Source organism: Brachybacterium sp. AOP42-C2-15, assembly GCF_052377065.1.
In the GTDB taxonomy this organism is placed as follows: domain Bacteria; phylum Actinomycetota; class Actinomycetes; order Actinomycetales; family Dermabacteraceae; genus Brachybacterium.
The window spans coordinates 1-26,200 of sequence record NZ_JBQSWK010000026.1; the positions used below are offsets into that span (position 1 = coordinate 1).

A 26,200-nucleotide genomic window follows, 5' to 3' on the forward strand; every position below is an offset into this window, starting at 1 on the left:
CCAGGGTCGGCGTGTGGAGCTCAGGCATCCGAGACCCCAGCGCCCAGGCCCCCTGGTCGTCGGTGACCAGGAGCAGCACATTGGGTCTCCGTTGACTCTGGCGTGGACCTGTTGCCATACCTTCCCCCTCAGAACATCCCGGTGACCTGCTCGCACCGCGGCCGTCTCCCCAGGGCCCGACCTGTCATAGTTCGGGACCCGCCGCCCTGTTAACCTATCGTGATCCTGTAACCGCTTTCCACACGGGGTTGAAGGCACCGCCCCCTCACCCTCGGTGTCGCCCAGGAGGGCCCATGATCCGCCCCGGACTCTGCTCCGTCACCTTCCGAGACCTCGACGTCGAGACCGTCATCGGCCATGCCCAGACCGCCGGGCTCGAGTGCATTGAATGGGCCGGAGACGCCCACGTCCCACCCGGCGACGCCGCTGCGGCCCAGCGCGCCCGGGAGCTCACCGAGCAGGCGGCGCTTGCCGTGGCCTCCTACGGCTCCTACCTGCGCTTCGAAGGATCCGAGGACGAGATCCGCGCCGAGGGCGACGCGGTGATCGCCGCCGCCCGGGAGCTCGGCGCTCCACGGATCCGGGTCTGGGCGGGTCGCACCGGCTCCGCCGACGTCCCCGCCGAGGGGCGTGCCCTGATCGCCCGTCACATCCAGGAGTTCGCCGACCGCGCGGCGGAGCACGGCATCGACGTCGGCCTCGAGTTCCACGGCCGCACGCTGACCGATGAGATCGGCTCGACCCTGCGCCTGCTCGGGGAGATCGATCGCGCCACCGTGCTCTCGTACTGGCAGCCCCACCAGGGGATGGCCACCCCGGAGGCGCTCGAGACGCTCCGCGAGGTGCTCCCTCGCACCTCCACGATCCACGTGTTCTCGTGGTGGCCCACGAATGAGCGCCTGCCGCTCTCCCAGCGCGCCGAGCTGTGGCGGGACGCGTTCGCGATCCTCGCTGCGGAGGGCTCCGACCGCGATGCGCTGCTCGAATTCGTCCCAGCGGATGATCCCTCCCTGCTGCGCCGTGAGGCGGACTCCCTGCGCCATCTGATCGAGGCCGGAGAGGCGGCCGCACGATGAGGGCGCTGCTGGCGATGCCCGTGAGCCTGCCGCAGCGGATGTTCGACGCCGCCCAGCTGGCGCGGCTGCGCGAGTTGGCCGAGATCGACACCGCGCGCGCCGTCCCCGACCTCGCCGACGCCCCCGATGCGGTGCTGGCGGAGGTGGAGGTGCTGATCACCGGCTGGGGCTCGCGCCCCGTCGACGCCGCGGCCCTCGCCCGCCTGCCGCGACTGCGGGCGATCGTCCACACCGCCGGGACGGTGCGTCATGTCGTCACCGATGCCGTCTGGGAGAGAGGCGATGTGGTGGTCACCTCGGCGACCGAGGTGAATGCGGTGCCGGTCGCGGAGTTCACCCTTGCCCAGATCCTGCTGGCGGGGAAGCGTTCCCTCGCTCAGGAGCACCGCTACCGGGGCGATCGTGCGCCACGCCCGGCGGCCCGTTCTGCCTCCGAGATCGGCAACTACGGCGCCGTCGTCGGCCTCATCGGCGCCTCGCGCATCGGCGTGCTGGTGGCTGAACACCTGCGACCTTTCGACCTCGAGGTGCTCATCACCGACCCCTTCGTCGATGCCGCGACCATCTCCGCGCTCGGCGCGACAAAGGTGGAGCCGGAGGAGCTGTACTCCCGCAGCGATGTGGTGAGCCTCCATGCCCCGGATGTCCCCTCCACCCAGGGCATGGTCAGCCGCGAGCTGCTCGCGCTGATGCGGGACGGCGCCACCTTCCTCAACACCGCACGGCCCGCGCTGGTGGATCTGGACGCGCTGCGCGACGAGGTGGTCTCCGGGCGCCTCGCCGCGGTACTCGACGTGCACGACGACCTCGCCGATGACGACCCGCTCTGGGACGCCCCGCTGGCTGCGATCACGCCCCACATCGCCGGCTCGCAGGGCAATGAGCTGCGCCGGATGGGCGAGGCGGCACTCGAGGAGATCCGGCGTCTCGGCGCCGGGGAGCCACCGCGATATCCAGTCGACGCCTCCCGCCGGGATGTCTCCGCCTGACAGCTCCGTCTGGCACCACCCGGGGAATCTCACCATCACCATCCACAGCTGCAGACCATCGGGCGGTGTGTGGCGTCGTTATGCTTGTCCGATTCGGGGACAGCGTTTCCCAGTCCCCCTCCAGCCCATGACAGACCCTCAGCAGAAGGAGTCCAGATGCCCGCCGTGCGCCTCAGCGACGTCGCCCAGGACGCCGGGGTCTCCCTGGCCACCGCCTCTCGTGTGCTCAACGGCTCCACCCGCGTGCCGGGGAAGGCCGTCGCCGACAAGGTGAAGGCCTCCGCCGAGAAGCTCGGCTATGTCGCCAACGCCCAGGCGCAGGCGCTCGCCCGCTCCCGCTCGGGCCTGATCGGTCTGGTGGTGCACGACATCGCCGACCCCTACTTCTCGACCATCGCCCGCGAGGTCCAGCAGCAGGTGTTCGCCTCCCAGTCGCAGGTGCTGCTCACCCAGACCGACCGTGAGATCGACACCGAGATCCGGGCGCTGCGCTCCCTGCTCGCCCAGCAGGTCGATGCGCTGGTGCTGGTGGGCTCGCACCGCTACGGCACCGAGTCCGACGCCGCCATCGGCAATCTGCTCCAGGGCTTCGAGCGCAACGGCGGCAAGGTGGTGGGCCTGGGCCAGTCGCTGGGCGTGGGCCGCACCATCGTGACGGACAACGCCGCAGCGTCCCATGAGCTGGCCACTGCCCTGGTCGTCGAGGGACATCGACGGTTCGCGGTGGTCGAGGGCATCGCCGGGATCCCGTCGGCCGGGGACCGCACCGGCGGCTTCGTCGCCGCGCTCACCGAGGCCGGCATCGAGCCGGAGCTCAGCACCGCTGCGGACCTCACCCGCGACGGCGGCTATCAGCTCGCCGAACGGATCCACGACCACCTGCTCTCCTCGCCCGGCCCCGCGGACTCGCCGCTGTGCGTCTTCGCCCCGGCGGACGTCATGGCCCTCGGCGCGCTCGGCGAGCTGCGCCGCCGCGGCGTGGACGTGCCCGGGCAGGTCGCGGTCGCCGGCTTCGGCGGAGTCCCCGGGGCGGCCGACGCCAACCCGATCCTCACCACCATCGCGCTGCCGCTGGCCGAGATGGCGCGGCAGGCCGTGGAGTGGGCGCTCGAGCCGGCAGCGGCGAAGGACGCCCCTCCCGCGGACCACCCCCACGAGGTGCGTGTGCGCGGCGACGTGCTGCTGTGCGAGTCCACGGCGCTGGGTGCTGTCGCCGGCTGAGCGGCCGACCGCGTCCCGGTGACGAGACGACGAAGCTCGCCCTCGAAGCAGGTCGTGCGGTCTGTGCGCACCTGTTCAGGCCTGACGTGCTGCGCACCGCACCTCCGTGAGCATGCGCGGGAAAGGCGGGCGGGAGCCGCGGCGCATCAGGACGTGCGCAGCGCGGGCTTGATCGACCAACGCGTGTTGGCCCACACCACGTAGAGGACCAGCGAGGACGCCAGCGCCCAGCACAGGATCGGCTGCCAGATCAGCCCGAGCAGCCCGATCCCCAGGACCAGCAGGCTGAGCAGCGTGAGCGGGAAGCTCCGCAGCATGGCGTAGCCCGCCGTACGGGCGAGCACCAGGGGCCCGGCGTCCGCTCTGTCGCTGACCAGTGCGCAGACCCCGAAGGCCATCATCAGGCTGAGCAGCGCCGCGATCAGCAGTGCGGGCGCGGCCATCAGCCCCCAGCTCTGCCCGAGCACCCATTGCGCATCGACCACCAGTACCAAAGTCGCCGCCATCGGCAGGGCCGTGGAGCGCAGCACCTTCGGTGCCGTGGTGCGCAGCACCCGCAGCATCGGGCGCAGCATCTCCTGTTCGGAGCAGCCGTCCCACCAGGAGTGCGGGCCGTCCTGCGCCTCGCCGCCGGGCCCGTCGCCCGGCCCCTGGCTGACGTGGAACACCGGAGCGTCCCGGAAAACGCAGAAGCCGACGGTGATGATCGGCATCGCCAGATACAGCGCCAGGATCAGCGCCGGCGTCGCGGAGAGCGGGTTCGCTGCCAGCACGCAGAGCAGCACCAGGGGCAGCGCCCCGAGCATCAGCGCCGCGTTCAGCCGCAGCGCCCCGAACAGGAATCCCGCGATCATCGACCAGGTCTGTGCCGCATGATTGCTGGCCGGCGGTGCGTCGGGCCGCCTGGAGCCAGAGCGTCGCTGCATCGTGCGGATGCCGCTCACCCCTTGAGCCCGGAGGTCGCGATGCCCTGCACGAAGTGCTTCTGGCCGATCGCGAAGACGATCGCAATGGGCAGCACGGACAGCACGGAGCCGGTCATGATCGCGGCGTAGTCCGCGTTGTACTGGCCGATGAAGGTCTTCAGGCCGAGCTGGATCGTCCACAGGTCGGGGCTGCGCAGGTAGATCAGCGGGCCCATGTAGTCGTTCCAGGTGTTGGTGAAGGTGATGATCGCGAGCGCCGCGATCGACGGCACGGACAGCGGCAGCATGATCCGCCAGTAGATCCCGAACTCGGAGACCCCGTCGATCCGGGCTGATTCAGAGAGCTCCTCCGGGATCGTGTCGTAGAACTGCTTCATCAGGAACACTCCGAAGGCGCCGAAGGCCTGCAGCAGGATGATCGAAAGGCGGGTGTCGGAGAGTCCCATCGCGGACAGCATCTTGAACTGCGGGATCATGTACGCCTGCCACGGCACAGCGATCGTGCCGATGTAGACCAGGAAGAGGATGTCGCGGCCCGGGAAGCGGATCCTGCTGAAGCCGTAGGCGGCGAACGATCCGGTCACCACCTGCAGAGTCATCACAGCCACCGACAAGATGATGGTGTTCATCAGCCAGGTCGACATGTCCGCCTTGGTCCAGATGTCGAGGTAGTTGTGCCACTGCCACTCCTCGGGGAACCAGGTGATCGGGGCGGTGAACACCTCGTTGTTGCGTTTGAGGGAGGACAGCACCATCCAGGCGAACGGGAGCAGGACCAGCACCGAGGCGAGGCCGAGCATCACGTAGCGCAGCAGCCGCGCGAACCGGCGCAGCGGGCGGTCGGGCTTGGTGCGGAGCGGGGCCCGGTCGGCAGCTGAGGTGCCGGCGGAGGTGGGCGCCGGGGCGTCGATCGTGCTCATGGCTCACCGCTCCTTTCTGCGGTTGTAGATGAACTGGGTGATGGTCACGACCATGCACAGTCCGAAGAGGACGAGAGACACCGCCGAGGCATAGCCGAAGTCGTTCCGCTCGAAGCCCATGCGGTAGATGTACTGCGAGAGCACGAGCGTCGAGGTTCCCGGGCCGCCGTTGGTCATCACGAGGATCAGGTCGAGCACCTTGAAGCTGCCGATGGTGAGCATCACCGTGACGAAGAAGGTCGTCGGTCTCAGGCTCGGGATGGTGACGTTCCACAGGCGCTGGAGCCAGTTGGCGCCGTCCATCTTCGCTGCCTCGTGCAGCTCCGGCGGGACCGCCTGGAGCCCGGCCAGGAACAGCAGCATGTAGTAGCCGGTCTCGCGCCAGATGCTCACGACGATCACCGCCGGCATCGCCCAGGTGCTCGAGGTGAACCAGTCCGGAGGGTTCTCCAGGCCGATGAACCGCAGGAACTGGTTGATCGGCCCGAACTCCGGGGAGAACAGCATGTTCCAGACCTGCGCCACCGCGACGATCGAGGTGAAGTAGGGGAAGAAGGCGGCAGATCGGTAGAACGCGCGGCCACGCTGCTTCTGGTTGAGCAGCATCGCGAGCCCGAGCGAGAGCACGAGCGTGACCGGGATGTGCACGCCGGCGTAGTACAGCGTGTTCAGCAGCGCCGTCCAGAAGGTCTTGTCGCCGATCAACCGCCGGGCGTTGTCCAGGCCCGTGAACTGCGGCGACCCGAAGGCGGTCCACTTCGTGAAGGCGATGTAGAACAGCGCGAGCACGGGCCCCAGGGTGAGCAGCCCGAAGCCGAGGAAGTTGGGCAGGATGAAGGTCCAGCCCGAGAGGGTCCGGCGGCGTCGAATCGCGCTCTGGCGTCGGCGCTGCCCGTGGCGCTGGCCGGGTGGATCCCTCCGGTCAGCGGCAGGATCTGCGGTCAGCGTGGACATGTGTTCACCTCCCGCGGGGCGAGTCCTGCGCGCGTCGTGTCCGCCATCAGCCGACCAGGCCCTCGTTCGCGAGCTGCTCCTCGACCGCGGTCAGCGCCTCATCGACCGGCGTGGAGCCGGTGAGGATCTCCGAGTGGGTGTCCTCGAGGATGGTCTGGATGTCGTTGGTGAACTCGCCGACGGGGTTCTCGGGCCGGGTGTCGTTGTTCTGGAAGGCCGCCTTGGATCCTTCATCCTCCGGCATGCCCTCGAGGCCGAAGATCGTCTCGACCACGGCGTCGGAGAAGTACGAGGGGGTGATGCCGATTCCGGCAAGAGCCTGGGAGCATTCCTCCGAGACCACGTATTCGAGGAACGACTGGGCGGCCTCGAGCTTCTCCCCGGTCAGGGCGGCGTTGATCGCGAGGGAGGTGGGGTCGCCGAAGGTGACCGGGTTCTCCACCGTCGAGGAGTCGAGCTGCGGTACCGGTGCCAGTCCCCAGTCGAAGACGTCCGCGTCCCCGCTCTCGCGCTGGGCCAGCAGGGTGGCGATGTACCAGGAGCCCATCAGCGTCATCGCCGCCTTCTGGGTGCCGAACTGCGCCTGGTACGCGAGGGACTGGGACTGCGCGGTCGAGAAGGTCTCGGTGGAGCCTGCGTCCTGCATCGCCAGCGCGCGCTCGTAGTACGGCGCGAAGAAGCCGAGATCCCCGGAGCTGAGCTCCGCGCCCTCCGTCTGCGCGAGAGCGAATCCCTGCACGACGGACTTCCAGGTGTGGTGGTAGGTGCCCTTGGCGGGGGTGTCGGTACCCGCCAGACCCTCGGTCAGCTGCTGTGCGGCCTCGGCGTAGTCATCCCAGGTCCAGGTGCCGTCGGGGTGGGAGACGCCGGCCGCGTCGAACAGCTCCTTGTTGTAGTAGATCACCCAGGAGTCCTGCCGGTACGGCAGGGCGAAGACACCGTCGTCGACGGTGAGGTGCTCGAGGTTGATGTTCCCGTCCCCGGACAGGGACTCGGCGAGGGAGGAGACGTCGGCGAGAGCGCCGTTGCTCATGAGGTAGTGGTACGGCTGGAGGTTCTTGACCGGGAACACGTCGGGCGCGGACTCTGCGGACAGGTCGGTGGTCAGCTGGGTCTCGTAGTCGTCGGCGCTGTATTCCTTGATCACCACGACGACATCGCTGTTGACCGCCTCGAATCCTTCCTTGAGAACGGTGAACTCCGGGGTGGAGTCGATCGACCAGCCGGCCATCGTCAGCTCGATCTTGCCGTCCGCATTGCGGGCGTCGCCGCCTCCCCCTCCACAGGCGCTGAGCGCTGCGACAGGGGCGGCGACCGCGGCTGCGGCGAGCAGGGAACGGCGAGTAGGGGTGAACGTCATCGGTCTGTCCTTCCAGTGATGCCCGGGGCACCGGCTCCAACGGTGAAGTCTCCGCCTCGGGCGTGCAGGGATCGAAGGTGCTGCGGCACCGCCTCCGGCACCGCCGACCTCGGCGGGGCGCAGCGACTCTCGATCCATCAGAGCCCGCGGTGCGATCTGGCCCAGAGTCAACAGGATCACTTCTGTGCTGTCAAGCGCTTTCCTTATTCCTTATGATCCATTATGTTCTTTTATGATCACCACACCGCCGGTGTGGCACCGTGGCCCCCACAGGCGCCGAAGGAGGACTGAACCGATGAGCACTGCACTCCCGGACAGCAGACGGTTCGCGATCCTCGAGCGGGTCGCCCGCGACGGAGAGGTGCGGGTCACCACCCTCGCCGAGGACCTCGGGGTCTCCCCGATCACCGTGCGGCGTGACCTGGCCCGGCTCGCGCAGGAACAGCTCATCGAGCAGGTCCACGGTGGAGCCCGGCGCACCGCCGGGACCCCGGCGAGCCCACTCGGTGACGCCGCTGGACCCGCTGAATATGCCACCCAGGCCACCCTCGCGATCGTCGCCCCGTCCCTGCAGTACTACTGGCCCACGATCGTCAGCGGTGCCCGTCACGCCGCCTCGGAGCATGGGGCCAGGCTGCTGGTCCAGGCATCGTCCGCCAGCGCAGAGGACAACCTGGCGGTGCTCGACCAGCTCACCGCGGATCCCAGCATCGATGCCCTGATCCTCGCCCCTGACCTGCGCTCCGGTGCGGCCAGCGAGCGACTCCTCGAACGCCTGCAGGGCGTCCAGCTCCCGGTGGTCCTCGCCGAACGGAGCATGCACGCCTTCAGCGTGCACGGGCGCAGCTTCGACTCCGTGCGCACGGATCACGCCAGCGGTGCCGCCATGGCGCTCCGCCACCTCCGGGAGCTCGGGCACGAGCGCGTGACGATGCTGTGCGACCCCTTCAGCCCGACCCGGCCCCTCCTCGAGCAGGGGTTCGAGCGCGCCTCGACCGAGCTCGGATTCGATGCACGGCACACCCACACCGGCACCATCGACACCCACGGGAACTCCCCGTTCGAGGCGATTGATGCGTTCCTGGACCGGTGCCGGGAACAGGGGACGACGGCCGCACTGATCCATTCCGACGAAGCCGCCCTGCTCGTGCTCCAGCATGCTCAGCGGCGCGGCTGGTCGGTGCCCCACGACCTCTCGATCGTCTCGTATGACGACGAGCTCTCCGAGCTGGCGCATCCTCCGCTGACGGCGGTGGCCCCTCCCAAACAGGCCCTCGGTGAGCGCGCGGTGCTGCTCGCACTGGGTCGGCTGCGCCAGCCCGACTGTCCGATCGAACGGGTCGAGCTCCTCCCCTCCCTGCGCACCCGATCCTCGACCGCGGCCCCGAGACCGGCGATCGGTCGCTGACGCCTCACGTCACGGACGTCTCACCTCACTGACGTCGCACCTCACTGAGGCGGACCGTCACCGCGGCGCATCGCTCCCGGCGGAGCGCACCGTGACCGTCGCCGTCCCGGCATCAGCAACGGTCAGGCGCAGGCGGTGCACCGCTGCTCCCCAGGAGGCGGCGAGCAACGGGTCCCCGATCTCCCGGCGCTCGAGCGTCCCGCTGCCGAGCGCGGGGGCCCAACGGATCTCGGCGAGCGCCCCGGACGGAGCACGCACCAGCAGCAGGCCGGGGCGGTGGTCGATCGGGTCGCCGGCGATCACGTGGTTCAGCACCACGTCAGGAACGGCAGGGACGGCAGGGGCGTCCGGGGCGGACGCGCGCTCGGCGGGGCCGACGGGATCCAGGAGCCAGGTGTCCTCGATCCGCACCACGGCACCTGCCACGGCGCCCGGCTCGGCGCCCGGCCCGGCCCCTCGGTCCAGGGAGATGCTCCGGCGGTAGGAGCGCAGCCCGGCCTCCACCGGATACGCCGCCGCGAGCTCGAGCTCGAGCGTCGAGGTCGCCCCGCGATTCTGGTCGTCGGGAGTCGAGGAGCCCGACGCTGAGGAGCCCGTCCCCGACAGGCCCTGCGCCGATCGGCTCAGTCGTGCGGTCACCTCGCGGGCGCGGTACTCGGGGCCGACGCCCTGCTGGTGCCCCCGGATCTCGGGCAGGTTGTGCCAGGAGCTGGTCATGGTCCAGATCTCATAGCGGCGATCGGTGAAGGTCAGCGCGGTGTAGGTGGGCTGGCCGAGGTCGATCAGCACCGGGGCGCCATCGAGAGCGACCAGGTAGGAGCCCACGTCGAGGTGGTTGTGGGCCTCGTCGTTGTGACCGCCCTTGGCGGCGAGCGCGAGCCCGGAGGGATCACCCTCGCGTTCCCGCGCCACCAGCAGCTGGACCTCTGGCAGCCAGGTCCGGGCAGGGTACGGCGGTCGAGCTCCGGCGCTGTCGGCAGCCGCCCAGTGCTTGTCGCCGAGGGCGGTCAGCACCCGCCCGAGGCCGAGCTGGGGCTGCACCCGCGGGATCGGACGGTCGCCGCGATGGGCGAGGGCCTGGGCGACCACGTCGTCCGCGCCGAGGTGTCGGCCCCAGCGGTGCAGCACGTCCCAGGGCAGCTCGTCGGCGGGAGGCCGGGCCGGGCCGTCGGCGACGTTGACGAACCAGCCCCCACCGAGGTCCATGCCCTGCGGATAGCGCAGCAACCGGGCGATGACGTCGATTCCTGTCACCGCGTCCCGGCTCAGGGTGCCTCCGGAGGCGGTGATCAGCAGGTCGATGGCTTCCAGCAGCCGCGAGGCGCCGTTCCAGAAGTAGGAGAACCCCTCATCGATCCCCCCGTCGGCCGGGAAGGAGGCGAGGTAGCGGTCCAGCTGAGCGATCGAGAGGGCGAGGACGGCATCGCGGGTCCCGCGGTCCGACTCCTCCTCGAGCAGGAAGAGGGCAGCGGTGAGCAGATGCTGATGGATCCACCCGGTCCAGTTGTGCGCCGCCCCATGCAGCCAATGCCAGTCGCGACGCGCCAGGTAGGGGTCGAACACGCGCCGCCGCGCCTCCCATCGCAGCCGCTGCCGCAGCCCCGGCACGCGCTCGTCGAGCTCCTCCCCCAGGGCAAGATCCGCCCAGGCGATCACCTGGAGGGTCTGTGCCGCGCCCAGATCAACGATCGGCGCCTCCGGATCCGGGACCACCCATCCCCGCAGGTCATGCGCCTGTTCGTGGGCGACCCAGCACCAGGTCGAGAGCTCGCACAGCAGCATCAGCCCGTCGGCCGCCCGGTCGACCCAGCGGGCCTCCCCCGTGGCGAGGGCGGCGAGCACGGCCTCCCCGGTCATGATGCCGAGCCGGCGCACCTCGTCCTCATAGTCGGTGCGCACGCCCTCGCGCCAGAACCGCGTGTACCGGCTCAGCAGCGGGAAGGGCAGCGGATCCGCGGCGGACGCGAGCGCCGGGGCGGTCATCGCCTCCCGCAGCTGCACGGAAGGTCGGGCGGGAAGGGGGATCCGTTCCCGCGCCCCATCGAGAGCCCGGGACAGCTTGATGGGCAGGACGGCGCGAGCAGCTGCCTCCGGGCCGACGCCATGCTCATCCTCAGCATCGACCTCGAGTCCCCACGCAGTGCGCAGCGGCGATGTCATCTCCACGATTCGGTCCCTCAGCTCAAGGCTCCATCCGATTGCCCGACTCCTCCCGCTCGTTCCTCGCAGTTCGTCGTCAGGCGAAAGGCAGCACCAGCTGTTCGAAGCGCTCGGCGATGATCTTCGCGGACTCGTCGGCCGGGGTGGCCCAGACGTCCTCGTTGAAGATCTCGACCTCGATGTCGCCGGTGTAGCCGGCGGCCTTGATCATGCGGGTGATCGACGGGAAGTCGATGAAGCCGTCGCCCATGTAGCCGCGGGAGTTCAGCGGCTCCGCGGCCAGCGGCAGGTTCCAGTCGCACACCTGGTAGCTGAACAGGCGATCCGCTGCCGCGGCACGCTGGATGGCGCGCTCGAGATACGGATCCCACCACACGTGATAAGTGTCCACGACGACACCTGCGGCCGCGCTGCCGGACGCTTCAGCGATGTCGAGGGCCTGGTCGATGGTGGAGACCACGGCGCGGTCCGCGGCGAACATCGGGTGCAGCGGTTCGATGGACAGCGTCACCCCGCGCTCGGCGGCATAGGGGGCGAGCTCGGCGACGGCCTCGGTGACCCGGGTCCGGGCGCCGATGATGTCCTTGTCCGCCTTGTCCACTCCGCCGACGACGAGCACCAGGGTGGGCGCTCCGAGTGTGGCGGTCTCGTCGATCGCGCGACGGTTGTCCGTCAGCGCCGCCTCCCTGTCGACCTCGGCGGAGGCGGTGAGGAAGCCGCCGCGGCACAGGCTGCTCACGCGCAGCCCCGCATCGTCGACCCGGCGCCGCAGGGCATCCAGCCCGACCTCCGCGACGTCCTGGCGCCACAGACCCACCGCGTCGATCCCCCGGGCGGTCGTGGCCTCGAGGAAGTCCTGGAGCGGGGTGGTGCGGAAGCTCCAGCGATTCAGGGACAGGCGCGGGGTCCCGGTGCCGAGCCGCGCGGAGGGCGAGGTAAGGGAGGGTGAGGTGGTCATGCGGCATCTCCGTTCGAGGTGGTTCCATCGGCCGCGATCTCGTAGCCGGCCTGGCGCAGCATGCCGTGCCAGCGTTCGGCGGCCAGCGCAGGTTGCTCAAGATTGCCGGTGGTGGCGGCGAGCTCGATGGTGCGCGAGAGGTGCGGGAGGCTGCGGGCCGAGTGCATGCCGCCCACCATGACGAACGCCTGCTGGTGGCCGTTGAGCCAGGCCAGGAAGGCGACCCCGGTCTTGTAGTGGGGGGTGGGGGCGGAGAAGATGTGGCGGCCCAGCTCCTCTGAGGCGTCCAGGATCCGCGAGGCCTCGGCTGGATCGCCCGCATCCAGCGCCTGCACTGCGGCGGACGCGGCGGGAGCGGTCGCGGCGAAGGCACCCAGCAAAGCGTCGGAGTACTTCCCGAGCACCTGCTCTCCCCCGGTATCGGCGGTGAAGGTGCCGTCGCCCACGATGAGGTGGGAGAAGTGGAAGTCGTCCCCGGTGAGCATCCGCACGCCCTCGGGGAGCCGCTCGCGCACCGCGATCTCTGCGGCGTCATCCAGCAGGCTCATCTTCACCCCGCGGATCTTCGCGGGATCCGCCTCGATGATGCGCAGCATCGTCTCTGCAGCGTCCGCGCTCGTCGAACTGCCGAAGTAGCCCTCGAGCTGCGGATCGAACACGGTGCCCAGCCAGTGCAGCACGACAGGTGCGGTGGCCGCGTCGAGCACCCGGCGGTAGACGTCCTCGTACTCGGCCGCGGTCGTCGCGGCGCGCGCGAGGTGGCGGCTGGCCATCAGCACAGCGCCGGCGCCGGTGGCCTCGGTGGCGCGAAGCTGTTCGATATAGGCCTCGGTGATCTCGTCCAGGCTGAGCTCATGCTCGCTGCGCTGGTCGGTGTTGACCCCGGCGACCACCAGATCGCTCACTGTCGCACCGGCCGGGAACACGGCGGAGATCTCCGGATCCGCGAGCGCGGCGCGGGCGGCGTCGGCCGTGCGAGTGATGAGCTCGCGGGTCGCGACCGGATCCAGGCCCATGTTGCGCTGGGCGGTGTCCATCGCGTCGGCCACCCCGAGCCCGCGGGACCACATCGTGCGGCGGAAGGCGAGCGTGGCATCCCAGTCGATGTCCGCCGGGGCGCCGGGGGTGTTGTCCCCGTGCACCTGCGGGACCACGTGCACCGCCGCATAGACCACGCGGGAGCGCAGCGGCGCGGTCGGCGTGGCGAAGGCGGGCGCGCCGGCGAGCGGTATCGAGCGCAGCGCACCGCCCTCATCCAGCAGTGTCAGCTGCAGGTCACTCACGGCGCTCACACCTCCGTCAGCGGGTCGAGCGCGATCCGACGACCCTCGGCGGAGCTGGTGAGCCCGGCCTCGGCGAGGCGCACGCCCCGAGCGCCCGAGAGGAAGTCGAAGGGGTACTCGCGACCCTCAACATAGTGGCGCAGGAAGTCCTCCCACTGCACCTTGAAGCCGTTGTCGAACTGCTCGTTGTCCGGCACCTCGATCCAGTCGGCCCGGTAGTCGTGGCCGTCCTTGACATCGGGGTTCCACACGGGCTTCGGGGTCGCCTCGCGCGGCTGGATGCGCGCGCCGTGCAGGCCGACGACGGCGCTGCCCTTCGTGCCGTCGACCTGGAACTCGACGAGCTCATCGCGGTGGACGCGCACATCCCAGCTGGAGTTCATCTGCACCACGGTGCCGCCCTCGAGGCGGAAGACGCCGTAGGCCGCGTCGTCGGCGGTCGCGACGTACTCCTGGCCCTTCTCATCCCAGCGCTTCCCGATGTGGGTGGCGGTCTGGGCGTAGACGTCCTCGATGCGGCCGAACAGCTCCTCGATGACGTAGTTCCAGTGGGGGAACATGTCCGCGACGATGCCGCCGCCGTCCTCGCTGCGGTAGTTCCAGGAGGGGCGCTGCGCCTGCTGCCAGTCCCCCTCGTAGACCCAGTAGCCGAACTCGCCGCGCACGGAGAGGATCTCGCCGAAGAAGCCGGAGTCGATCAGGCGGCGCAGCTTGAGCAGGCCGGGCAGGTAGAGCTTGTCGTGGACGACGCCGTTGACGGTGCCGTGCTCCTTGGCGAGTGTCGCGAGCTCGAGCGCGTCCTCGAAGGACTCCGCCGTGGGCTTCTCGGTGTAGATCGCCTTGCCGGCGGCGATCGCCTTCTTGAGGTTCGCGACCCGCAGGTTCGTCACCAGCGCGTCGAAGTAGACCTCATAGTCGGGGTTCGCGAGCGCCTCATCGACGTCGGTCGTCCACTTCGTCAGGCCGTGCTTCTCGGCCACTCCGCGCAGCTTCTCCTCGTTGCGCCCGACCAGTAGCAGGTCCGGCAGGAGGCGGTCGCCGTCAGCGAGCTCCACGCCACCCTGCTCCTGGATGGCGAGCAGGGACCGCACCAGGTGCTGGCGATAGCCCATCCGCCCCGTGGCGCCGTTGACAATGATCCCGATCCTGCGTGTAGCCATGCTGCTGCTCCCTGGTGTCCCGTGGCCCGCGAGCTTCGATGCCCGACGGCAACCGCTTTCCTTTCGTCCATTAGATCATGGTGTCGACCACTGGGCAAGCCCTTGCCTGCGCTCGCGCGCCCCGCCCCACCCCGCTGCCACCTGGGCGCCCCACCTGGGCATCCCTGCCCGGAGCCCGCCGCGGAGCCCTGCGAGGCGGCAACATCGGGCAAGGAGTGGCTCCGCTCGCAGCAGTGCCCGTAGGAACATCGGTACAGCGGTCTCTCCGGGGATGCGGTCGACGACGGCGCATCGGGTGGGCAGGCCCAGCTCATCCCGCGCCCCATGAAAGGCACCCTCCGTGACCTCTCCCCTCGCCCTCCACCGCCAGGGCCCCGCCGAGCGCTGGCTCGAAGCTCTCCCCCTGGGCAACGGGCGCCTCGGCGCGATGATCTGGGGCGATCCCGATGCCGCCCGGTTCTCGCTCAACGAATCCACCCTGTGGTCCGGCGGGCCCCAGACGGATGCTCCGCACCGCACCGGCCGCCGCGAGGCCGGAGCGGCCCTGGCCCGTTCCCGTGCCCTGTTCGAGAACGGCGACGTGCCCGCGGCCCAGCAGGAGATCGAGCACCTGGGTGCGTCATGGTCGCAGGCATATCTGCCGGTCGGCGACCTGTGCGTGCGTTTCGAGGGCATCGGGGAGGCCGGCTCTCCCGCTGCCGTGCCCGCTGTTCTGGCGGAGCGGATCCTGGACCTCGAGCACGCCGAGCACCGGGTGCTGGGCGAGTCCGGGGAGCAGCTGAGCTTCATCAGCCGGGCCGACGAGGTCCTCGTCCACACCGCACCCTGCCCCGACGGCGCAGTCCCGTCCCTCGAGTTCACCTCTCCCCTGGTCGAGGAGCGTCGCGAGGCCAGCGCCGACGGGCTCACGATCCTGCTGCGCGCCCCGTCGGACATCCCCGCCGGGCAGTTCCGACGCGAGCAGGAGGTCGCCTGGGAGAGCGCCGGGGCCAGCCGTGCGGCGGTCGTGGTGCGCTGGCAGGTGCAGCACGAGCGCCTGCTGTTGGTCTGCGCAGTGGCCACCACCTGGCAGGGCCTCGGGCAGGCTCCGGACAGAGACGTGCAGGAGGCCATCGACGAGGCGTCGGCACAGGCGGAGTCGGCTCTCGCCCGCGGTGAGGACGAGCTGCACCGGCGCCATCGCGCCACCCCGCTGCCGGGCGCCGGCGAGGTCGCGCTCGAGCTGAGCGGCTCCCCCGAGGCGGAGCTGCTCGCCACCAGCTTCGCCTACGGCCGCCATCTGCTGGCCTCCGCCTCACGACCCGGGCTCCCGCCCGCGAACCTGCAGGGCTTGTGGAACGCGCGCCTCGAGGCACCGTGGTCCTCGAACTACACGGTGAACATCAATCTCGAGATGAATCACTGGGCGGCCGGCGTCGCCCAGGTGCCGGAGGCCGCCGCGGCGCTCGAGCAGTACGTGGCGATGCTGCGCACCGCCGGGCAGGAGACCGCGCGCCGGCTCTACGGGGCCGACGGCTGGACGGTGCACCACAATTCCGATCCCTGGGGGTACACCGATCCGGTGCGGGGCGAGCCCTCCTGGTCGACCTGGCCGATGGGCGGGCTATGGCTCGAACGGGAGCTGGACTCCCTGGCGAGCTTCAGCGGACGCGACGCGGTCGAGATCGCCCGCGACCGCTTCCCGGCGCTCAAAGAGGCGGTCTCCTTCGCACTCTGCCTGCTCCATGAGAGCGCCGACGGCCATCTGGCCACCTTCCCCTCGACCTCGCCGGAGAATCTCTGGCTCACCGACGGGGCCACGCCCGGTGGCGCCGCGGTCAGCCTCAGCGAGGGCACCGGGATGGACCGATGGCTGCTGCACGAGTGCGCCCAGCACCTGCTGGAGGCCGCGGCGCTGCTGGGCCAGGAGCAGGATCCGGTGGTGCAGCGCACAGCCTCGGCGCTCGCGCTGGTGCCGGGCCCGAGGATCGGGGCCGACGGCCGTCTGCTCGAGTGGCATCGCGATGGTCTCGCCGAGGCCGAACCGCATCACCGGCACGTCTCCCACCTGGGCTTCCTCTACCCCGGCAACGGCCCGGTCGATTCGCGGACGGAGCAGGCCGTGGCCCGCTCCCTCGAAGCCCGCGGAGACGACGCCACCGGCTGGTCCCTGGTGTGGAAGGCCTGCCTCTGGGCACGCCTGCATCGAGGAGATCGGGTGCAGGCCCTGCTCGAGCTGTACCTGCGCCCCGCCGAGACCGCCGACGGCGAGCGCAGCGGCCTCTACCCGAACCTGTTCTCCGCCCATCCGCCGTTCCAGATCGACGGGAACCTCGGCATCGTCGCAGCCCTCGCCGAATGCCTGCTGCAGAGCCATCGCAGGGAGATCGAGCTGCTCCCGGCGCTGCCACCGGTGATGGCCGACGGGTCCGTGCGCGGGCTGCTCGCCCGCCCCGGTGTCGCGGTGGACATGGCGTGGAGCGACGGCGCTCTCACCTCTGTCCAGCTGCAGGCGACGGGCCCGGGAGCGCTCGGCACGCACCGGGTGCGCTGCGGGAACCGGGTGGTGAGCGTCCGGTTGACCGGGATGGAGCCGGTGGAGCTCAATGCCGCCGCCCTGCACAGCCCGCGGACGTCTGAGGTCGCGGAAGTCTGACACCATGGCGCCGGCTGCGGATCCCGGCGAGGGAAGGACCGCGAGCCTGCTGTCGACAGAAGGTGCGTGATGCTGTGAAGGCACGAGGACAGGGTCGAGCGGTGCTGCGCGGTCGGGCGGTGCTGAGCCGTCGAGGGTTCGCGGGGGTCGTCGGACTCACGGCGCTCGCGATGACCGGGACCCTCGGCGCCTGCACCGACGAGGAGGACGGGCAGCTCCGCATCGACGTCGTCGACGCCGCCCCCGCCTCGACCGTGCTGCCCGGCGAGGATCTCGTCCAGACCGCGCTCGCCCTCAGCTCCGCCCTGTTCGCGGCAGCCAATGCGGTCGTGGTCGCGACCCCGCAGACTCTCGCAGCACTCGCTCCCGTGAGCGCCTCCACCGGCATGCCGCTGCTGGTCGGCACCGGCCAGGGCGTCAGGGAGGAGATCTCTCGGCTCGGGGCCGTCGCCGTGGTGACCGCGAGCGGCACGGACCTCAGCGCGCTCGATGACGGGTTGGAGATCGTCGAGGACGATCCCGCGGCGCAGGATGACCCGGATCTGCCCGAGCTCAGCAGGTCCGGGCCGAGCGTCGCGGTGACCCTGCTCGTGGACCCCGAGGCAGCACTTCCCACCCAGGTCCTCGCATCGGCCGTCATCCAAGCCGTCGGCGGCAGCCTCGCCGAGATCCCCGGCGGGGTGCTCGGCCGCAGCAGCGAGACGATCGCGGCGGTCGCGGAGGCGGCGGGCGAGGATCCGGCCACCGGCGTGCTCGCACTCGGGGCGAGCTTCGGCGCGGCCGACGACTGGCCCGCCGCCCTCGAACGGACGCTCCGCACCCCGCAGCTGCCGGGCGGCGGCCACACCGCTTTCCCAGACCGGCGGATGATCGCCGCCTACGGCTCCCCCGGCGTCCCCTCGCTCGGAATCCTCGGCGAGCAGGAGATGCCGGAGGCGATCACGCGGATCCAGGAACTCGCCGCGGAATACGCGGGCCTCACCGGGGAGCCGGTGATCCCGGCCTTCGAGATCATCACCACCATGGCCTCCTCGGAGCCGGGCGGGGATGGCGACTACTCCACCGAGCGAGATCCCGAGCTGCTGCGCGAATGGGTCGAGGCAGCCGGCGAGGCCGGGGTCTATGTGGTGCTGGACCTGCAGCCCGGCACGACGGACTTCCTCACCCAGGCGCGTCTCTACGAGGACTTGCTGACCGCACCTCACGTGGGCCTGGCGCTGGATGCGGAATGGCGGCTCGAAGCCGGACAGAAGCACCTCGCACAGATCGGATCGGTCTCCGCGGCCGAGGTCAACGAGGTCGCCGAGTGGCTGGCCGCCCTCACTGCCGAGCACAGCCTCCCGCAGAAGCTCCTGATCCTCCACCAGTTCAGCCTGTCCATGATCAGCGACCGGCAGGACATCGACACCTCCCACCCGGAGCTGGCGATCACCCTGCATGCCGACGGCCATGGGGCGCCCGGGGACAAGCTCGAGACCTGGCGGGCCCTGCAACGGGATCTGCCGGAGGGGATCTTCATGGCGTGGAAGAACTTCTACGACGAGGACTCCCCCATGTTCACTCCGGAGCAGACCTACGAGGTCGAGCCCCGGCCCTGGTTCGTCTCGTACCAGTGAGCGTGTACCGGTGAGCGGCACGCGGCGCCATAGGGTGAAGGGTGCGATAGGGCGCGTCCGGGCCCGAGAATAGAAGCATGCAGCGTTCCAGGATCCTCATCATGGGAGCCAGCGGCTCCGGGACGACGACGCTCGCGCGCGCCCTGGCCGATCGCTGGGCTGTGCCCCATGCCGATGCGGATGACTACTTCTGGCTCCCGTCCAGCCCGCCCTACACCCGGAAGCGGCCCGCAGCAGATCGGATTGCTCTCATGGAGGCCATCTTCGTGCCGCGTGAGGCGTGGGTGCTGTCCGGCTCGCTGCTCGGCTGGGGGGAGAGCGTCGTGGCACAGTGCGATGCCGTCGTGTTCCTGACTCTTGATCCGGAGGAGCGCCTGCGCAGGCTCGAGACCCGCGAAGCAGTCCGGCGAGCGGGACAGAGCTTCGATCCCGCTGCCTGGGAGGAGTTCCGGAACTGGGCTCGCAGCTACGACGATCCGTCCTTCACCGGGCGCAGCCGGGGAGGCCATGAAGCGTGGCTCGAGTCCCTGGAGAAGCCGCTGCTGCGTCTGGACAGCGCCCTGCCCGGAACTCGGCTCGTCGACGCGGTGCTCGCCTGGGACCAGTGCTGACCTCTCCTGCTCAGCCGGCCCGCAGGTGCGCGAGGAGCAGACCGATCGGGATGCTCACCACGGTCAGCACGAGCACCGCCCGATAGGTCCACGACGCCCAGACCGGGCCCTTCGCGCCGCGGCCGACGGCACGGATCATCAGCACTATCGTCACCACGAGCAGCAGCCCGCCGACATCGACGATCCACGGCGACGAGAGCATCGTCCCGACGATCACCGCGAGGCACCCCAGGTTCCAGGTCAGCAGCTCAGCCCGGAGCATGCCGGGCGAGGGACGCCGCGCCGCGAGGGCGTGCTGGGACACGCCGAGACCTGCCTGCAACACACCGCCGACGAGCACCTGGAAGGCCGCAGCCCAGGAACCGTGCTCGAGCGCGAGCGGGCCCGTCACCGCGGCGACCAGCCCTCCCGTGATCACCCAGACGCCGGCGATCACACGAAAGGGCAGATCCTCCCGAAGGGGTGTCCCCTTCGCGGGCCCGGAGTCGACATGGTCGGTCATGTCGACCATTCTCTCGCGTCTGCGAGGGGCGGCTGGGGCGGGCTGGGGGCAAGCTGTCGAGGCCCGCCGGATCGCTACCGGCCGGATCACTACCGGCCTGGCTCCTCCATCCGGATCGCTGTCGGCCTGGCCCCTCCATCCAGATCACTACCGACCTGGGCCCCCCGGCCTGCCCCCTCCCCCAGCTGTGCCGCCACGCGGCCCTCACCGTTCCTCCCCACAGCAGGGTTATCCACATTTCCTCCCGCCATACGACAGCATTTCCGAATGTCATCTCTCCTCCACACTGCCGGGTTATCCACAAAATCCACAATTGCGCCTCCGGCCCTAGCGGGAAGGCGTCCCTTGGCGTAAAATATTGAGAAGAGAAGGAAAGTTGAACGCGATGCTTGATGCACAGCTTCCGAACGTGCAAGAACGACCGAGAAAGGGGCGGGGAATGTCTTCCACCATGGAAACACGGCCGCCCCGAGGCTCCGCCGCCTCCGGCAAGAAGGCAGCTGGCCAGTCCTTGCAGGAAGCCTCCGAACCCGCCCGAGAGACGGAGCCCCCGCGCACGCCGGTCCGCGCCCGTAAGCCGCTGGATCCGGAGGGCTTCGCCGCGCACGCCTGGTGCGAGCCAGGGTCTCTCGAGGTCCATGCGGCGCAGGAACTCTTCGCCACGCATCATGAGGAAGCCCGCGGCTACGCAGAGCGACTGCGCAAGCTTGCGACGCTCTGGGACGACACGGATGGCGCGGATGACGACGGAGACACCTACGCGATCCTCGTCGCCGATGCGCGTCGAGTCACCCTGGACCAGGCTCGGTCGCTGCTCCGGGATGCCTGCACCGCCGTCACCTCCCTCCCGCGCACCCTCGCACGCCTCGAAGCCGGACACCTCCCTGTCGCCTGGTTCGAGCAGCTGCTGCGCCGCGTGCGTCGTCTCACCTCCGACCAGTGTTGGCAGGTCGATGAGCGGGTGGCGGACTGGGATCTCGAGAACATCAGCTGCGATCGGTTCTCTCGGGAGCTCGGGAAGCTGATCGCCTGGTTCGGCACGACTGCCGTGCGGTCCACGCCTGCCGAGCAGCGCGACGTCGCCCTCGAGGTGAATCCGGAGCATGACGGCACCGCCCGCCTCGGGATCACCGGGCCTGTCCACGAGATCATCGCCCTCTCCCACCGCCTCGACGCCGCCGCGCGTGCTGTCCAGAACGACCAGCGCCATGCCCTCGAGGAAGGTCGCCCCGTCCCCTTCGACATCGATGGCGACGCCGCCCGCGACGGCCACCATCTGACCCTCGCGGCCCTGCGCTATGCGATCCTCACCCGCACCATGCTCGACACCGGGGGCATCGAAGTCCCGGGGAGTCGACTTCGGCTCAACGTCGTCGTCCCCGCAATGACGCTGCTCGGCGAATCAGAGGCCCCCGGAACGATCGACGGAACGATCCCGCTGCCCGCGTCGATGGCCCGCCACCTCGCGGCTGGCGAAAGCACCTGGTACCGAATTCTCACCGAACCCGCCAAAGGCGCCTTCCTCCCACTGCATCCCACACGATATTCGCCCACGCCTTCGATGCAAGAGCATCTGCGCCTCCTCGATCCCGTATGCGCCGTCCCCGGATGCACCAGAAATGTCTGCACCGTGGGAGAAGCGGATCATATCGAAGAGTACGATCACGAGAATCCCGAGAATGGCGGCCAGACGGAGATCGACAATCTTCATCGATTGTGCTGGAAGCACCATGAGATGAAGACTCGCGGCCTCATCGATCCGGTGCGAGAACCGGATGGGAGCACTACCTGGGTCATCGCCGGGCAGGCCCGCATCCGAGCGAGACAGAACTACGACCTGCTCACGCCGGTACTCGCCAAAGCCCTCCAGCACTCCTGGAATGTCTACGAGGAGATGCTCGCCTGGGAGGCAGCGCGCGGCCTCGGGCTCCTCCAGGACACCGACCCGGCACCGCTGCCCGGCACGCCTCCGGACACCGAACCCGAGCCCGAGCCCGAGCCCGAGCCCGAGCCCGAGCCCGAACCACCCTTCTGACCGGAACTTCGGCTCCGCCCGCGCCTGTGCCTGCGCCCGTGCCTGTGCCCGTGCCCACCCGCGCTCAGTGGTTGCGCGCCACCCAACCCTCGCCGCACTCCCCGCCGTACTCGGAGGCGTCGATCCGCACCTCATCACCCGCAGCGTCGAGCAGCGGCTGGTAGGCGGCGGCCACCTCCCGACTGCCCTCGGGGATGTAGTGGAAGATCAGCGAACGACGGAAACGGTCGGTGCTCGTGTTGGGCTTCGATCCGTGCACCAGGCTGCCGTGGAAGATGAGCATGTCGCCGGCCTTCATCTCCGTCTGCTCGACCCGAAGGTGCGCGGGGATGCTCACCGTGATGGTGGTGAACGATTCTGAGGCGTCGGCTTCCTCAGGACATTCGATCTCGTAGCGGTGGGTTCCGGGCACCACGCCGAGCGCCCCGTTCTCGGCATCGCAGTCATCGACCGCGATCCAGGCCGCGATGCAGGTCTCCGGGTGGGACTGTAGGAAGTAGTTGTCCTGATGCATGGCCTGACCGCGAGCACCGGCCGGCTTGAAGTAGAACATCGACTGCGCCGCCCATACCGGGCCCACTGCCTCGATCACCCGCCCCATCACCCGCTTCTCGAGCAGCCAGCGCCGGGCGAGCTGCCCCGGGTGATGATCAGCCCGATGCGGCTGGATCATCCGCGGATAGGCACGCAGCGGGTCCCCCTCGGGGATCTCTCCGAAGGACCCGCCGCTGCCATCGGTCTCGATGTGGGTGGTGAAGCTGTCGCGCAGCTCGCCGATCTCCTCCGCAGTGAGCACGCCGCGCAGGTGCACCGCGCCGTTGCGGTCGTAGGCATCAGCCAGCCGGCGCGGATCCAGGCCCTCTGCATCGAGGACCTGGAGTCCGGTGGGCTCTGCAGGGGTCGAGCGGCCGATGGGGGCTTCCGAAGTGGTCGTCATGATGCCAGTCTGAGTCCACGCACTGCTGCGGACCAGGTGATCGAAGGGAGAAGACATGGACGATCCTGCTGCGCCATCTCGGGCATCGGCTCCGCGCGGGCCTGCCCTCGAGCTGCCGCCGCCCCAGTTCGGACGCGTGCTGGCCGGGGAGCTCACCCAGGACACCGGCTATCACGTGCGGCGCTCCCGGGGGACCGAGGACTGGCTGCTGCTGCACACCGTGGGTGGCGGCGGTCTGGTGCTCGCGGCCGACGGCACCCGGGTCGCGACCTCGCCCGGCGACGGGGTGCTGCTGCGCCCAGGCACCGTCCACGACTACGGGACCGATCTGGTCGCCGGCCACTGGGACATGCTGTTCTGCCATGTGCACCCGCCGGCGACCTGGCTGGCGCTGCTGGACTGGCCCGACGCCGCTCCGGGGATTGGCTGCATCCGGCTGGGCACGGAGGTGGACCATCGCGTGCGCGAGCAGCTGCGCGGGGCGGCACGCGCTGCGCGCCTCGCCGTCGGCCGCCCGGAGCTGTTCGCGCTGAACGGGATCGAAGCGGCGTTGCTCTGGTATGACACCCAGAACCCTCGCCGGCGCCAGCTCGACGAGCGCGTGCTGCGGGTCCTCGAACACATCGACGCCCATCTCGCTGAGCAGCTCGACGTGGCGCGGCTCGCGGACGTCGCCCACCTCTCCCCGTCACGTCTGGCGCACTTGTTCTCCGCGCAGGTGGGCACGCCCCTCACCCGCTATGTCGAGGCGCAGCGGATGGAGCTGGCCGCCCGCCTGCTGGAGCTGACCGATGATCCCGTCACCACCGTGGCCCGCCGGGTCGGGTTCCGCGACGCGCTGTACTTCTCGCGCCGGTTCCGGGCCCAGCACGGCATGAGCCCGTCGGCCCACCGGACGCACCGGCGCGGCTGAGCACGGGCCGGAGCGTGCGCCCCTCGTGTCACGCGCCGCTCAGCGCTCTTCGGCCGCACGGAGCGCGATCACGCTCTCCGGCGGCCAGACGTAGTCGTCGTCGCAGCGGAAACCGCGCAGCCACGCCACTCCGTCGACCACCCGCAGATAGAAGCCCTTCGGGAACTCCACGTCCTCGCTCAGCGGAGCAGAGACCACATGCAGCGCTCCGGTCGGGATGCGCCCCGCGGAGAGCACGGAATCCGGCGCCTGGGATTGCGAGGTCATCGCGAGCCGCAGATACGGGCCCGTCTCGGGCGGGCAGAGCCGGAGGTCGTGCCGCAGCGCCGCAGCGATGACCGCTGGCAGAGTGCCACCCTCCGGGAGGCCGAGATCCGCCACGCGGCGCTGGATGACCGTCACGCTCTCCGGTGCACGCTCATCGAAGCAGGGGTGTACGAGCAGGGCCTCAGCATGCGCATTGAGCTGGACCGCCGACGCCTCCAGCCGCCCCCGCAGCTCCTCACGGGAGAGGCCGCCGACCAGGAGCTGCAGTGCTGGATCCGTCATCCGCCCAGTATCGCCGAAGGCCCCTCCGACTGCCGCCGCGAGGCGGGCCGGAGGGGCCTTGGGAAGAAGTCTGACGACCAGGCGTCGCTCAGGCGTCGACCACCACGGCCATGACGGCGGGCTCGCGGCGGTAGGTGCGGCGCAGGTAGCCGCTGACGGTGTCGACGATGATGTTCTCGATCGCGCCGATGTCCTCGATCTTGTCCTGCTTGGCGCGGGCCAGCGCCTTGTTGACCTGGGTCGACGCACCGTCGAAGGTGCGCTTGTCATGCACGAAGCCCTTGGTCATGAACTCGACCGGCTCGACCGGCTGGTACGTGTCGGGATCGATCAGGGCCACCACGGTCACGACGCCGCCGCCGCTGAGCAGGCGACGCTCGGCGAGGGTGTCCTCGGTGGCGGCGCCGATGGTCTGCCCGTCGACGTAGACCAGGCCGGCCTCGACCTTGCCGGAGATCTTCGCGTGGCCGTCGATCAGGTCGACGGTGTAGCCGTCCTGCGCGATGACGATGTGGTCCTCCGGCACGCCGGTGCGACGGGCCAGCTCGGCGTTGGCGTGCAGGTGCTTGGACTCGCCATGCACCGGCATCACGTTCTTCGGACGCACGATGTTGTAGCAGTACACGAGCTCGCCCGCGCTCGCGTGGCCGGAGACGTGGACCTTCGCGTTGCCCTTGTGGACGATGTTCGCGCCGAGATCGGTGAGCTTGTTGATGATCCCGTAGATCGCGTTCTCGTTGCCCGGGATCAGCGAGCTCGCCATCAGCACGGTGTCGCCCTCGCCGACCTGGATCTGGTGGTCGCCGTTGGCCATGCGGGCCAGCGCCGCCATCGGCTCGCCCTGCGAACCGGTGCAGATCAGCGTGACCTTGTGATCGGGCATCGACTGGATCTTGCGGAAGTCGACGACCAGTCCCTTGGGGATGGTGAGGTAGCCGAGATCGCGGGCGATCCCCATGTTGCGCACCATGGAGCGGCCGACGAAGGCGACCTTGCGGCCATTCGCGTGGGCGGCGTTGAGCACCTGCTGGATGCGGTGCACGTGGCTGGCGAAGCTCGAGACGATGATCCGCCGCGGCGAGGTGGTGAACACCTGGTCGATGGCCGGGTTGAGATCCCGCTCGGACATCGTGAAGCCGGGGACCTCGGCGTTGGTGGAGTCGGTGAGGAAGAGATCCACACCCTCCTCGCCCAGACGCGCGAAGGCACGCAGGTCGGTGATGCGGTTGTCCAGCGGGAACTGGTCCATCTTGAAGTCACCGGTGTGCAGCACGCTGCCCGCCTTGGTGCGGATCATGACGGCCAGCGCATCCGGGATCGAGTGGTTGACCGCGACGAACTCGAGGTCGAACGAGCCAGCCTTCCGGTGCTCCCCCGCCTCGACCTGGATGGTCTTGGGGGTGATGCGATGCTCCTTGAGCTTCGCGGTGATGAACGCCAGGGTCAGCTCGGAGCCGATCAGGGGGATGTCGCCCCGCTCCTTGAGCAGGTACGGCACGCCGCCGATGTGGTCCTCGTGACCGTGGGTCAGGACGATGGCCTCGATGTCGTCGAGCCGGTCGCGGATCGAGGTGAAGTCCGGCAGGATCACGTCGATGCCGGGCTGGTGCTCCTCGGGGAAGAGTACGCCGCAGTCGACGATCAGGAGCTTGCCGGCGTACTCGAACACCGTCATGTTGCGGCCGACCTCGCCGAGGCCGCCGAGCGCGGTGATGCGCAGCCCGTTCCGGGGCAGGCGCGGGGGAGCAGTGAGCTTACGGCGGGGGGTGGGCATGGGGAGGTGTCTCCATCGTCGAAGGGTCAGGGTCTCAAGTCATTGATGGCGCGCGCGTCACAGAGGTCGCAGCAACGTCCACCCCTTAAACGTACGTCAGGAACGCCTCATTTCCGCATCCATGCCGGATTGACCACGTTCAGAATCTCGAATCCGCACGGGTTACCCGTCGGTATCCCCTCAGAGGTGTCGCTGCAGCCTTCGCGACGCGAC

Annotated in this window: 21 protein-coding genes; 9 read left to right on the forward strand and 12 right to left on the reverse strand. The window is 69.7% G+C overall.

Features of this window, described 5'->3' with window-relative positions:
* The first annotated feature begins 293 nt into the window (after positions 1–293).
* From ACT3SQ_RS13660 to ACT3SQ_RS13670, 3 genes are all read left to right on the forward strand, one after another.
* Positions 294–1,076 (forward strand): sugar phosphate isomerase/epimerase family protein, encoded by a 783-nt coding sequence (locus ACT3SQ_RS13660; protein ID WP_444601207.1) that lies wholly within the window; start codon positions 294–296, stop codon positions 1,074–1,076.
* On the forward strand, positions 1,073–2,065 hold the full coding sequence (locus ACT3SQ_RS13665) for a hydroxyacid dehydrogenase (protein ID WP_442332245.1): 993 nt from the start codon (positions 1,073–1,075) through the stop codon (positions 2,063–2,065). The genes ACT3SQ_RS13660 and ACT3SQ_RS13665 overlap by 4 nt, the downstream gene beginning before the upstream one ends.
* A gap of 156 nt (positions 2,066–2,221) precedes the next feature.
* On the forward strand, positions 2,222–3,286 hold the full coding sequence (locus tag ACT3SQ_RS13670) for a LacI family DNA-binding transcriptional regulator (RefSeq protein WP_441445936.1): 1,065 nt from the start codon (positions 2,222–2,224) through the stop codon (positions 3,284–3,286).
* 146 nt (positions 3,287–3,432) lie between these two features.
* Here ACT3SQ_RS13670 and ACT3SQ_RS13675 read toward each other — a convergent pair whose 3' ends face one another.
* From ACT3SQ_RS13675 to ACT3SQ_RS13690, 4 genes are all read right to left on the reverse strand, one after another.
* On the reverse strand, positions 3,433–4,140 hold the full coding sequence (locus ACT3SQ_RS13675) for a hypothetical protein (RefSeq protein WP_444502521.1): 708 nt from the start codon (positions 4,138–4,140) through the stop codon (positions 3,433–3,435).
* Between the two features lie 86 nt (positions 4,141–4,226).
* Positions 4,227–5,132, reverse strand: a complete 906-nt coding sequence (locus ACT3SQ_RS13680; protein ID WP_441445938.1) for a carbohydrate ABC transporter permease — start codon at positions 5,130–5,132, stop codon at positions 4,227–4,229.
* Positions 5,133–5,135: 3 nt separating this feature from the next.
* Positions 5,136–6,086, reverse strand: coding sequence for a carbohydrate ABC transporter permease (locus tag ACT3SQ_RS13685; RefSeq protein WP_444601208.1), 951 nt, complete (start codon positions 6,084–6,086; stop codon positions 5,136–5,138).
* A gap of 46 nt (positions 6,087–6,132) precedes the next feature.
* On the reverse strand, positions 6,133–7,446 hold the full coding sequence (locus ACT3SQ_RS13690; RefSeq protein ID WP_441445940.1) for an ABC transporter substrate-binding protein: 1,314 nt from the start codon (positions 7,444–7,446) through the stop codon (positions 6,133–6,135).
* 295 nt (positions 7,447–7,741) lie between these two features.
* Here ACT3SQ_RS13690 and ACT3SQ_RS13695 point away from each other — a divergent pair, with 295 nt between their 5' ends.
* Positions 7,742–8,854, forward strand: coding sequence for a substrate-binding domain-containing protein (locus ACT3SQ_RS13695; RefSeq protein ID WP_441445941.1), 1,113 nt, complete (start codon positions 7,742–7,744; stop codon positions 8,852–8,854).
* Between the two features lie 57 nt (positions 8,855–8,911).
* On the opposite strand, the gene ACT3SQ_RS13700 is transcribed toward ACT3SQ_RS13695, so the two are convergent.
* The 4 genes from ACT3SQ_RS13700 to ACT3SQ_RS13715 all read right to left on the reverse strand — a co-directional run bounded on the left by ACT3SQ_RS13700 (position 8,912) and on the right by ACT3SQ_RS13715 (position 14,415).
* Positions 8,912–11,020: a heparinase II/III domain-containing protein gene (locus ACT3SQ_RS13700; RefSeq protein WP_444592412.1), complete on the reverse strand. Its 2,109-nt coding sequence runs from the start codon at positions 11,018–11,020 to the stop codon at positions 8,912–8,914.
* A 70-nt stretch (positions 11,021–11,090) separates the two neighbouring features.
* Entirely contained in the window at positions 11,091–11,972 is an 882-nt protein-coding gene (locus tag ACT3SQ_RS13705; RefSeq protein ID WP_441445943.1) for a sugar phosphate isomerase/epimerase family protein, read from the reverse strand.
* A complete protein-coding gene (locus ACT3SQ_RS13710; RefSeq protein WP_441445944.1) occupies positions 11,969–13,255 on the reverse strand; it encodes a DUF993 family protein in 1,287 nt (428 codons plus the stop codon). Before ACT3SQ_RS13710 ends, ACT3SQ_RS13705 begins: the two co-directional genes overlap by 4 nt.
* A 5-nt stretch (positions 13,256–13,260) precedes the next feature.
* Complete coding sequence (locus ACT3SQ_RS13715) at positions 13,261–14,415, reverse strand: Gfo/Idh/MocA family protein (protein WP_441445945.1); 1,155 nt, start codon at positions 14,413–14,415, stop codon at positions 13,261–13,263.
* A gap of 340 nt (positions 14,416–14,755) precedes the next feature.
* On the opposite strand from ACT3SQ_RS13715, the gene ACT3SQ_RS13720 reads away from it, so the two are divergent.
* The 3 genes from ACT3SQ_RS13720 to ACT3SQ_RS13730 all read left to right on the forward strand — a co-directional run bounded on the left by ACT3SQ_RS13720 (position 14,756) and on the right by ACT3SQ_RS13730 (position 19,277).
* On the forward strand, positions 14,756–17,050 hold the full coding sequence (locus ACT3SQ_RS13720) for a glycosyl hydrolase family 95 catalytic domain-containing protein (protein WP_441445946.1): 2,295 nt from the start codon (positions 14,756–14,758) through the stop codon (positions 17,048–17,050).
* A gap of 74 nt (positions 17,051–17,124) precedes the next feature.
* Positions 17,125–18,666: a hypothetical protein gene (locus ACT3SQ_RS13725; protein ID WP_441445947.1), complete on the forward strand. Its 1,542-nt coding sequence runs from the start codon at positions 17,125–17,127 to the stop codon at positions 18,664–18,666.
* Between the two features lie 77 nt (positions 18,667–18,743).
* Positions 18,744–19,277, forward strand: coding sequence for an AAA family ATPase (locus tag ACT3SQ_RS13730; RefSeq protein WP_441445948.1), 534 nt, complete (start codon positions 18,744–18,746; stop codon positions 19,275–19,277).
* A 10-nt stretch (positions 19,278–19,287) separates the two neighbouring features.
* On the opposite strand, the gene ACT3SQ_RS13735 is transcribed toward ACT3SQ_RS13730, so the two are convergent.
* Positions 19,288–19,779 carry a hypothetical protein gene (locus ACT3SQ_RS13735; protein WP_441445949.1) on the reverse strand — a complete coding sequence of 164 codons (492 nt, stop codon included), beginning with the start codon at positions 19,777–19,779 and terminating at the stop codon, positions 19,288–19,290.
* Positions 19,780–20,218: 439 nt separating this feature from the next.
* Here ACT3SQ_RS13735 and ACT3SQ_RS13740 point away from each other — a divergent pair, with 439 nt between their 5' ends.
* On the forward strand, positions 20,219–21,814 hold the full coding sequence (locus ACT3SQ_RS13740) for a DUF222 domain-containing protein (RefSeq protein WP_444601209.1): 1,596 nt from the start codon (positions 20,219–20,221) through the stop codon (positions 21,812–21,814).
* A 64-nt stretch (positions 21,815–21,878) separates the two neighbouring features.
* Here the strand turns inward: ACT3SQ_RS13740 and ACT3SQ_RS13745 are convergent, their stop codons facing one another.
* Complete coding sequence (locus tag ACT3SQ_RS13745; protein ID WP_441445202.1) at positions 21,879–22,751, reverse strand: phytanoyl-CoA dioxygenase family protein; 873 nt, start codon at positions 22,749–22,751, stop codon at positions 21,879–21,881.
* A 55-nt stretch (positions 22,752–22,806) separates the two neighbouring features.
* Between ACT3SQ_RS13745 and ACT3SQ_RS13750 the strand changes: the two genes are divergently transcribed.
* Complete coding sequence (locus tag ACT3SQ_RS13750) at positions 22,807–23,664, forward strand: helix-turn-helix domain-containing protein (protein WP_441445201.1); 858 nt, start codon at positions 22,807–22,809, stop codon at positions 23,662–23,664.
* 39 nt (positions 23,665–23,703) lie between these two features.
* Here ACT3SQ_RS13750 and ACT3SQ_RS13755 read toward each other — a convergent pair whose 3' ends face one another.
* Positions 23,704–24,213, reverse strand: coding sequence for a hypothetical protein (locus tag ACT3SQ_RS13755; RefSeq protein ID WP_441445200.1), 510 nt, complete (start codon positions 24,211–24,213; stop codon positions 23,704–23,706).
* 88 nt (positions 24,214–24,301) lie between these two features.
* Positions 24,302–25,987 (reverse strand): ribonuclease J, encoded by a 1,686-nt coding sequence (locus ACT3SQ_RS13760; protein WP_441445199.1) that lies wholly within the window; start codon positions 25,985–25,987, stop codon positions 24,302–24,304.
* Between the last annotated feature and the right edge of the window lie 213 nt (positions 25,988–26,200).

Coding starts and splice junctions, on each gene's coding strand:
- ACT3SQ_RS13660 (WP_444601207.1), top strand. CDS start 294: ATGATCCGCCCCGGACTCTGCTCCGTCACCTTCCGAGACCTCGACGTC.
- ACT3SQ_RS13665 (WP_442332245.1), top strand. CDS start 1,073: ATGAGGGCGCTGCTGGCGATGCCCGTGAGCCTGCCGCAGCGGATGTTC.
- ACT3SQ_RS13670 (WP_441445936.1), top strand. CDS start 2,222: ATGCCCGCCGTGCGCCTCAGCGACGTCGCCCAGGACGCCGGGGTCTCC.
- ACT3SQ_RS13675 (WP_444502521.1), bottom strand. CDS start 4,140: ATGATCGCGGGATTCCTGTTCGGGGCGCTGCGGCTGAACGCGGCGCTG.
- ACT3SQ_RS13680 (WP_441445938.1), bottom strand. CDS start 5,132: ATGAGCACGATCGACGCCCCGGCGCCCACCTCCGCCGGCACCTCAGCT.
- ACT3SQ_RS13685 (WP_444601208.1), bottom strand. CDS start 6,086: ATGTCCACGCTGACCGCAGATCCTGCCGCTGACCGGAGGGATCCACCC.
- ACT3SQ_RS13690 (WP_441445940.1), bottom strand. CDS start 7,446: ATGACGTTCACCCCTACTCGCCGTTCCCTGCTCGCCGCAGCCGCGGTC.
- ACT3SQ_RS13695 (WP_441445941.1), top strand. CDS start 7,742: ATGAGCACTGCACTCCCGGACAGCAGACGGTTCGCGATCCTCGAGCGG.
- ACT3SQ_RS13705 (WP_441445943.1), bottom strand. CDS start 11,972: ATGACCACCTCACCCTCCCTTACCTCGCCCTCCGCGCGGCTCGGCACC.
- ACT3SQ_RS13715 (WP_441445945.1), bottom strand. CDS start 14,415: ATGGCTACACGCAGGATCGGGATCATTGTCAACGGCGCCACGGGGCGG.
- ACT3SQ_RS13730 (WP_441445948.1), top strand. CDS start 18,744: ATGCAGCGTTCCAGGATCCTCATCATGGGAGCCAGCGGCTCCGGGACG.
- ACT3SQ_RS13735 (WP_441445949.1), bottom strand. CDS start 19,779: ATGACCGACCATGTCGACTCCGGGCCCGCGAAGGGGACACCCCTTCGG.
- ACT3SQ_RS13740 (WP_444601209.1), top strand. CDS start 20,219: ATGTCTTCCACCATGGAAACACGGCCGCCCCGAGGCTCCGCCGCCTCC.
- ACT3SQ_RS13745 (WP_441445202.1), bottom strand. CDS start 22,751: ATGACGACCACTTCGGAAGCCCCCATCGGCCGCTCGACCCCTGCAGAG.
- ACT3SQ_RS13750 (WP_441445201.1), top strand. CDS start 22,807: ATGGACGATCCTGCTGCGCCATCTCGGGCATCGGCTCCGCGCGGGCCT.
- ACT3SQ_RS13755 (WP_441445200.1), bottom strand. CDS start 24,213: ATGACGGATCCAGCACTGCAGCTCCTGGTCGGCGGCCTCTCCCGTGAG.
- ACT3SQ_RS13760 (WP_441445199.1), bottom strand. CDS start 25,987: ATGCCCACCCCCCGCCGTAAGCTCACTGCTCCCCCGCGCCTGCCCCGG.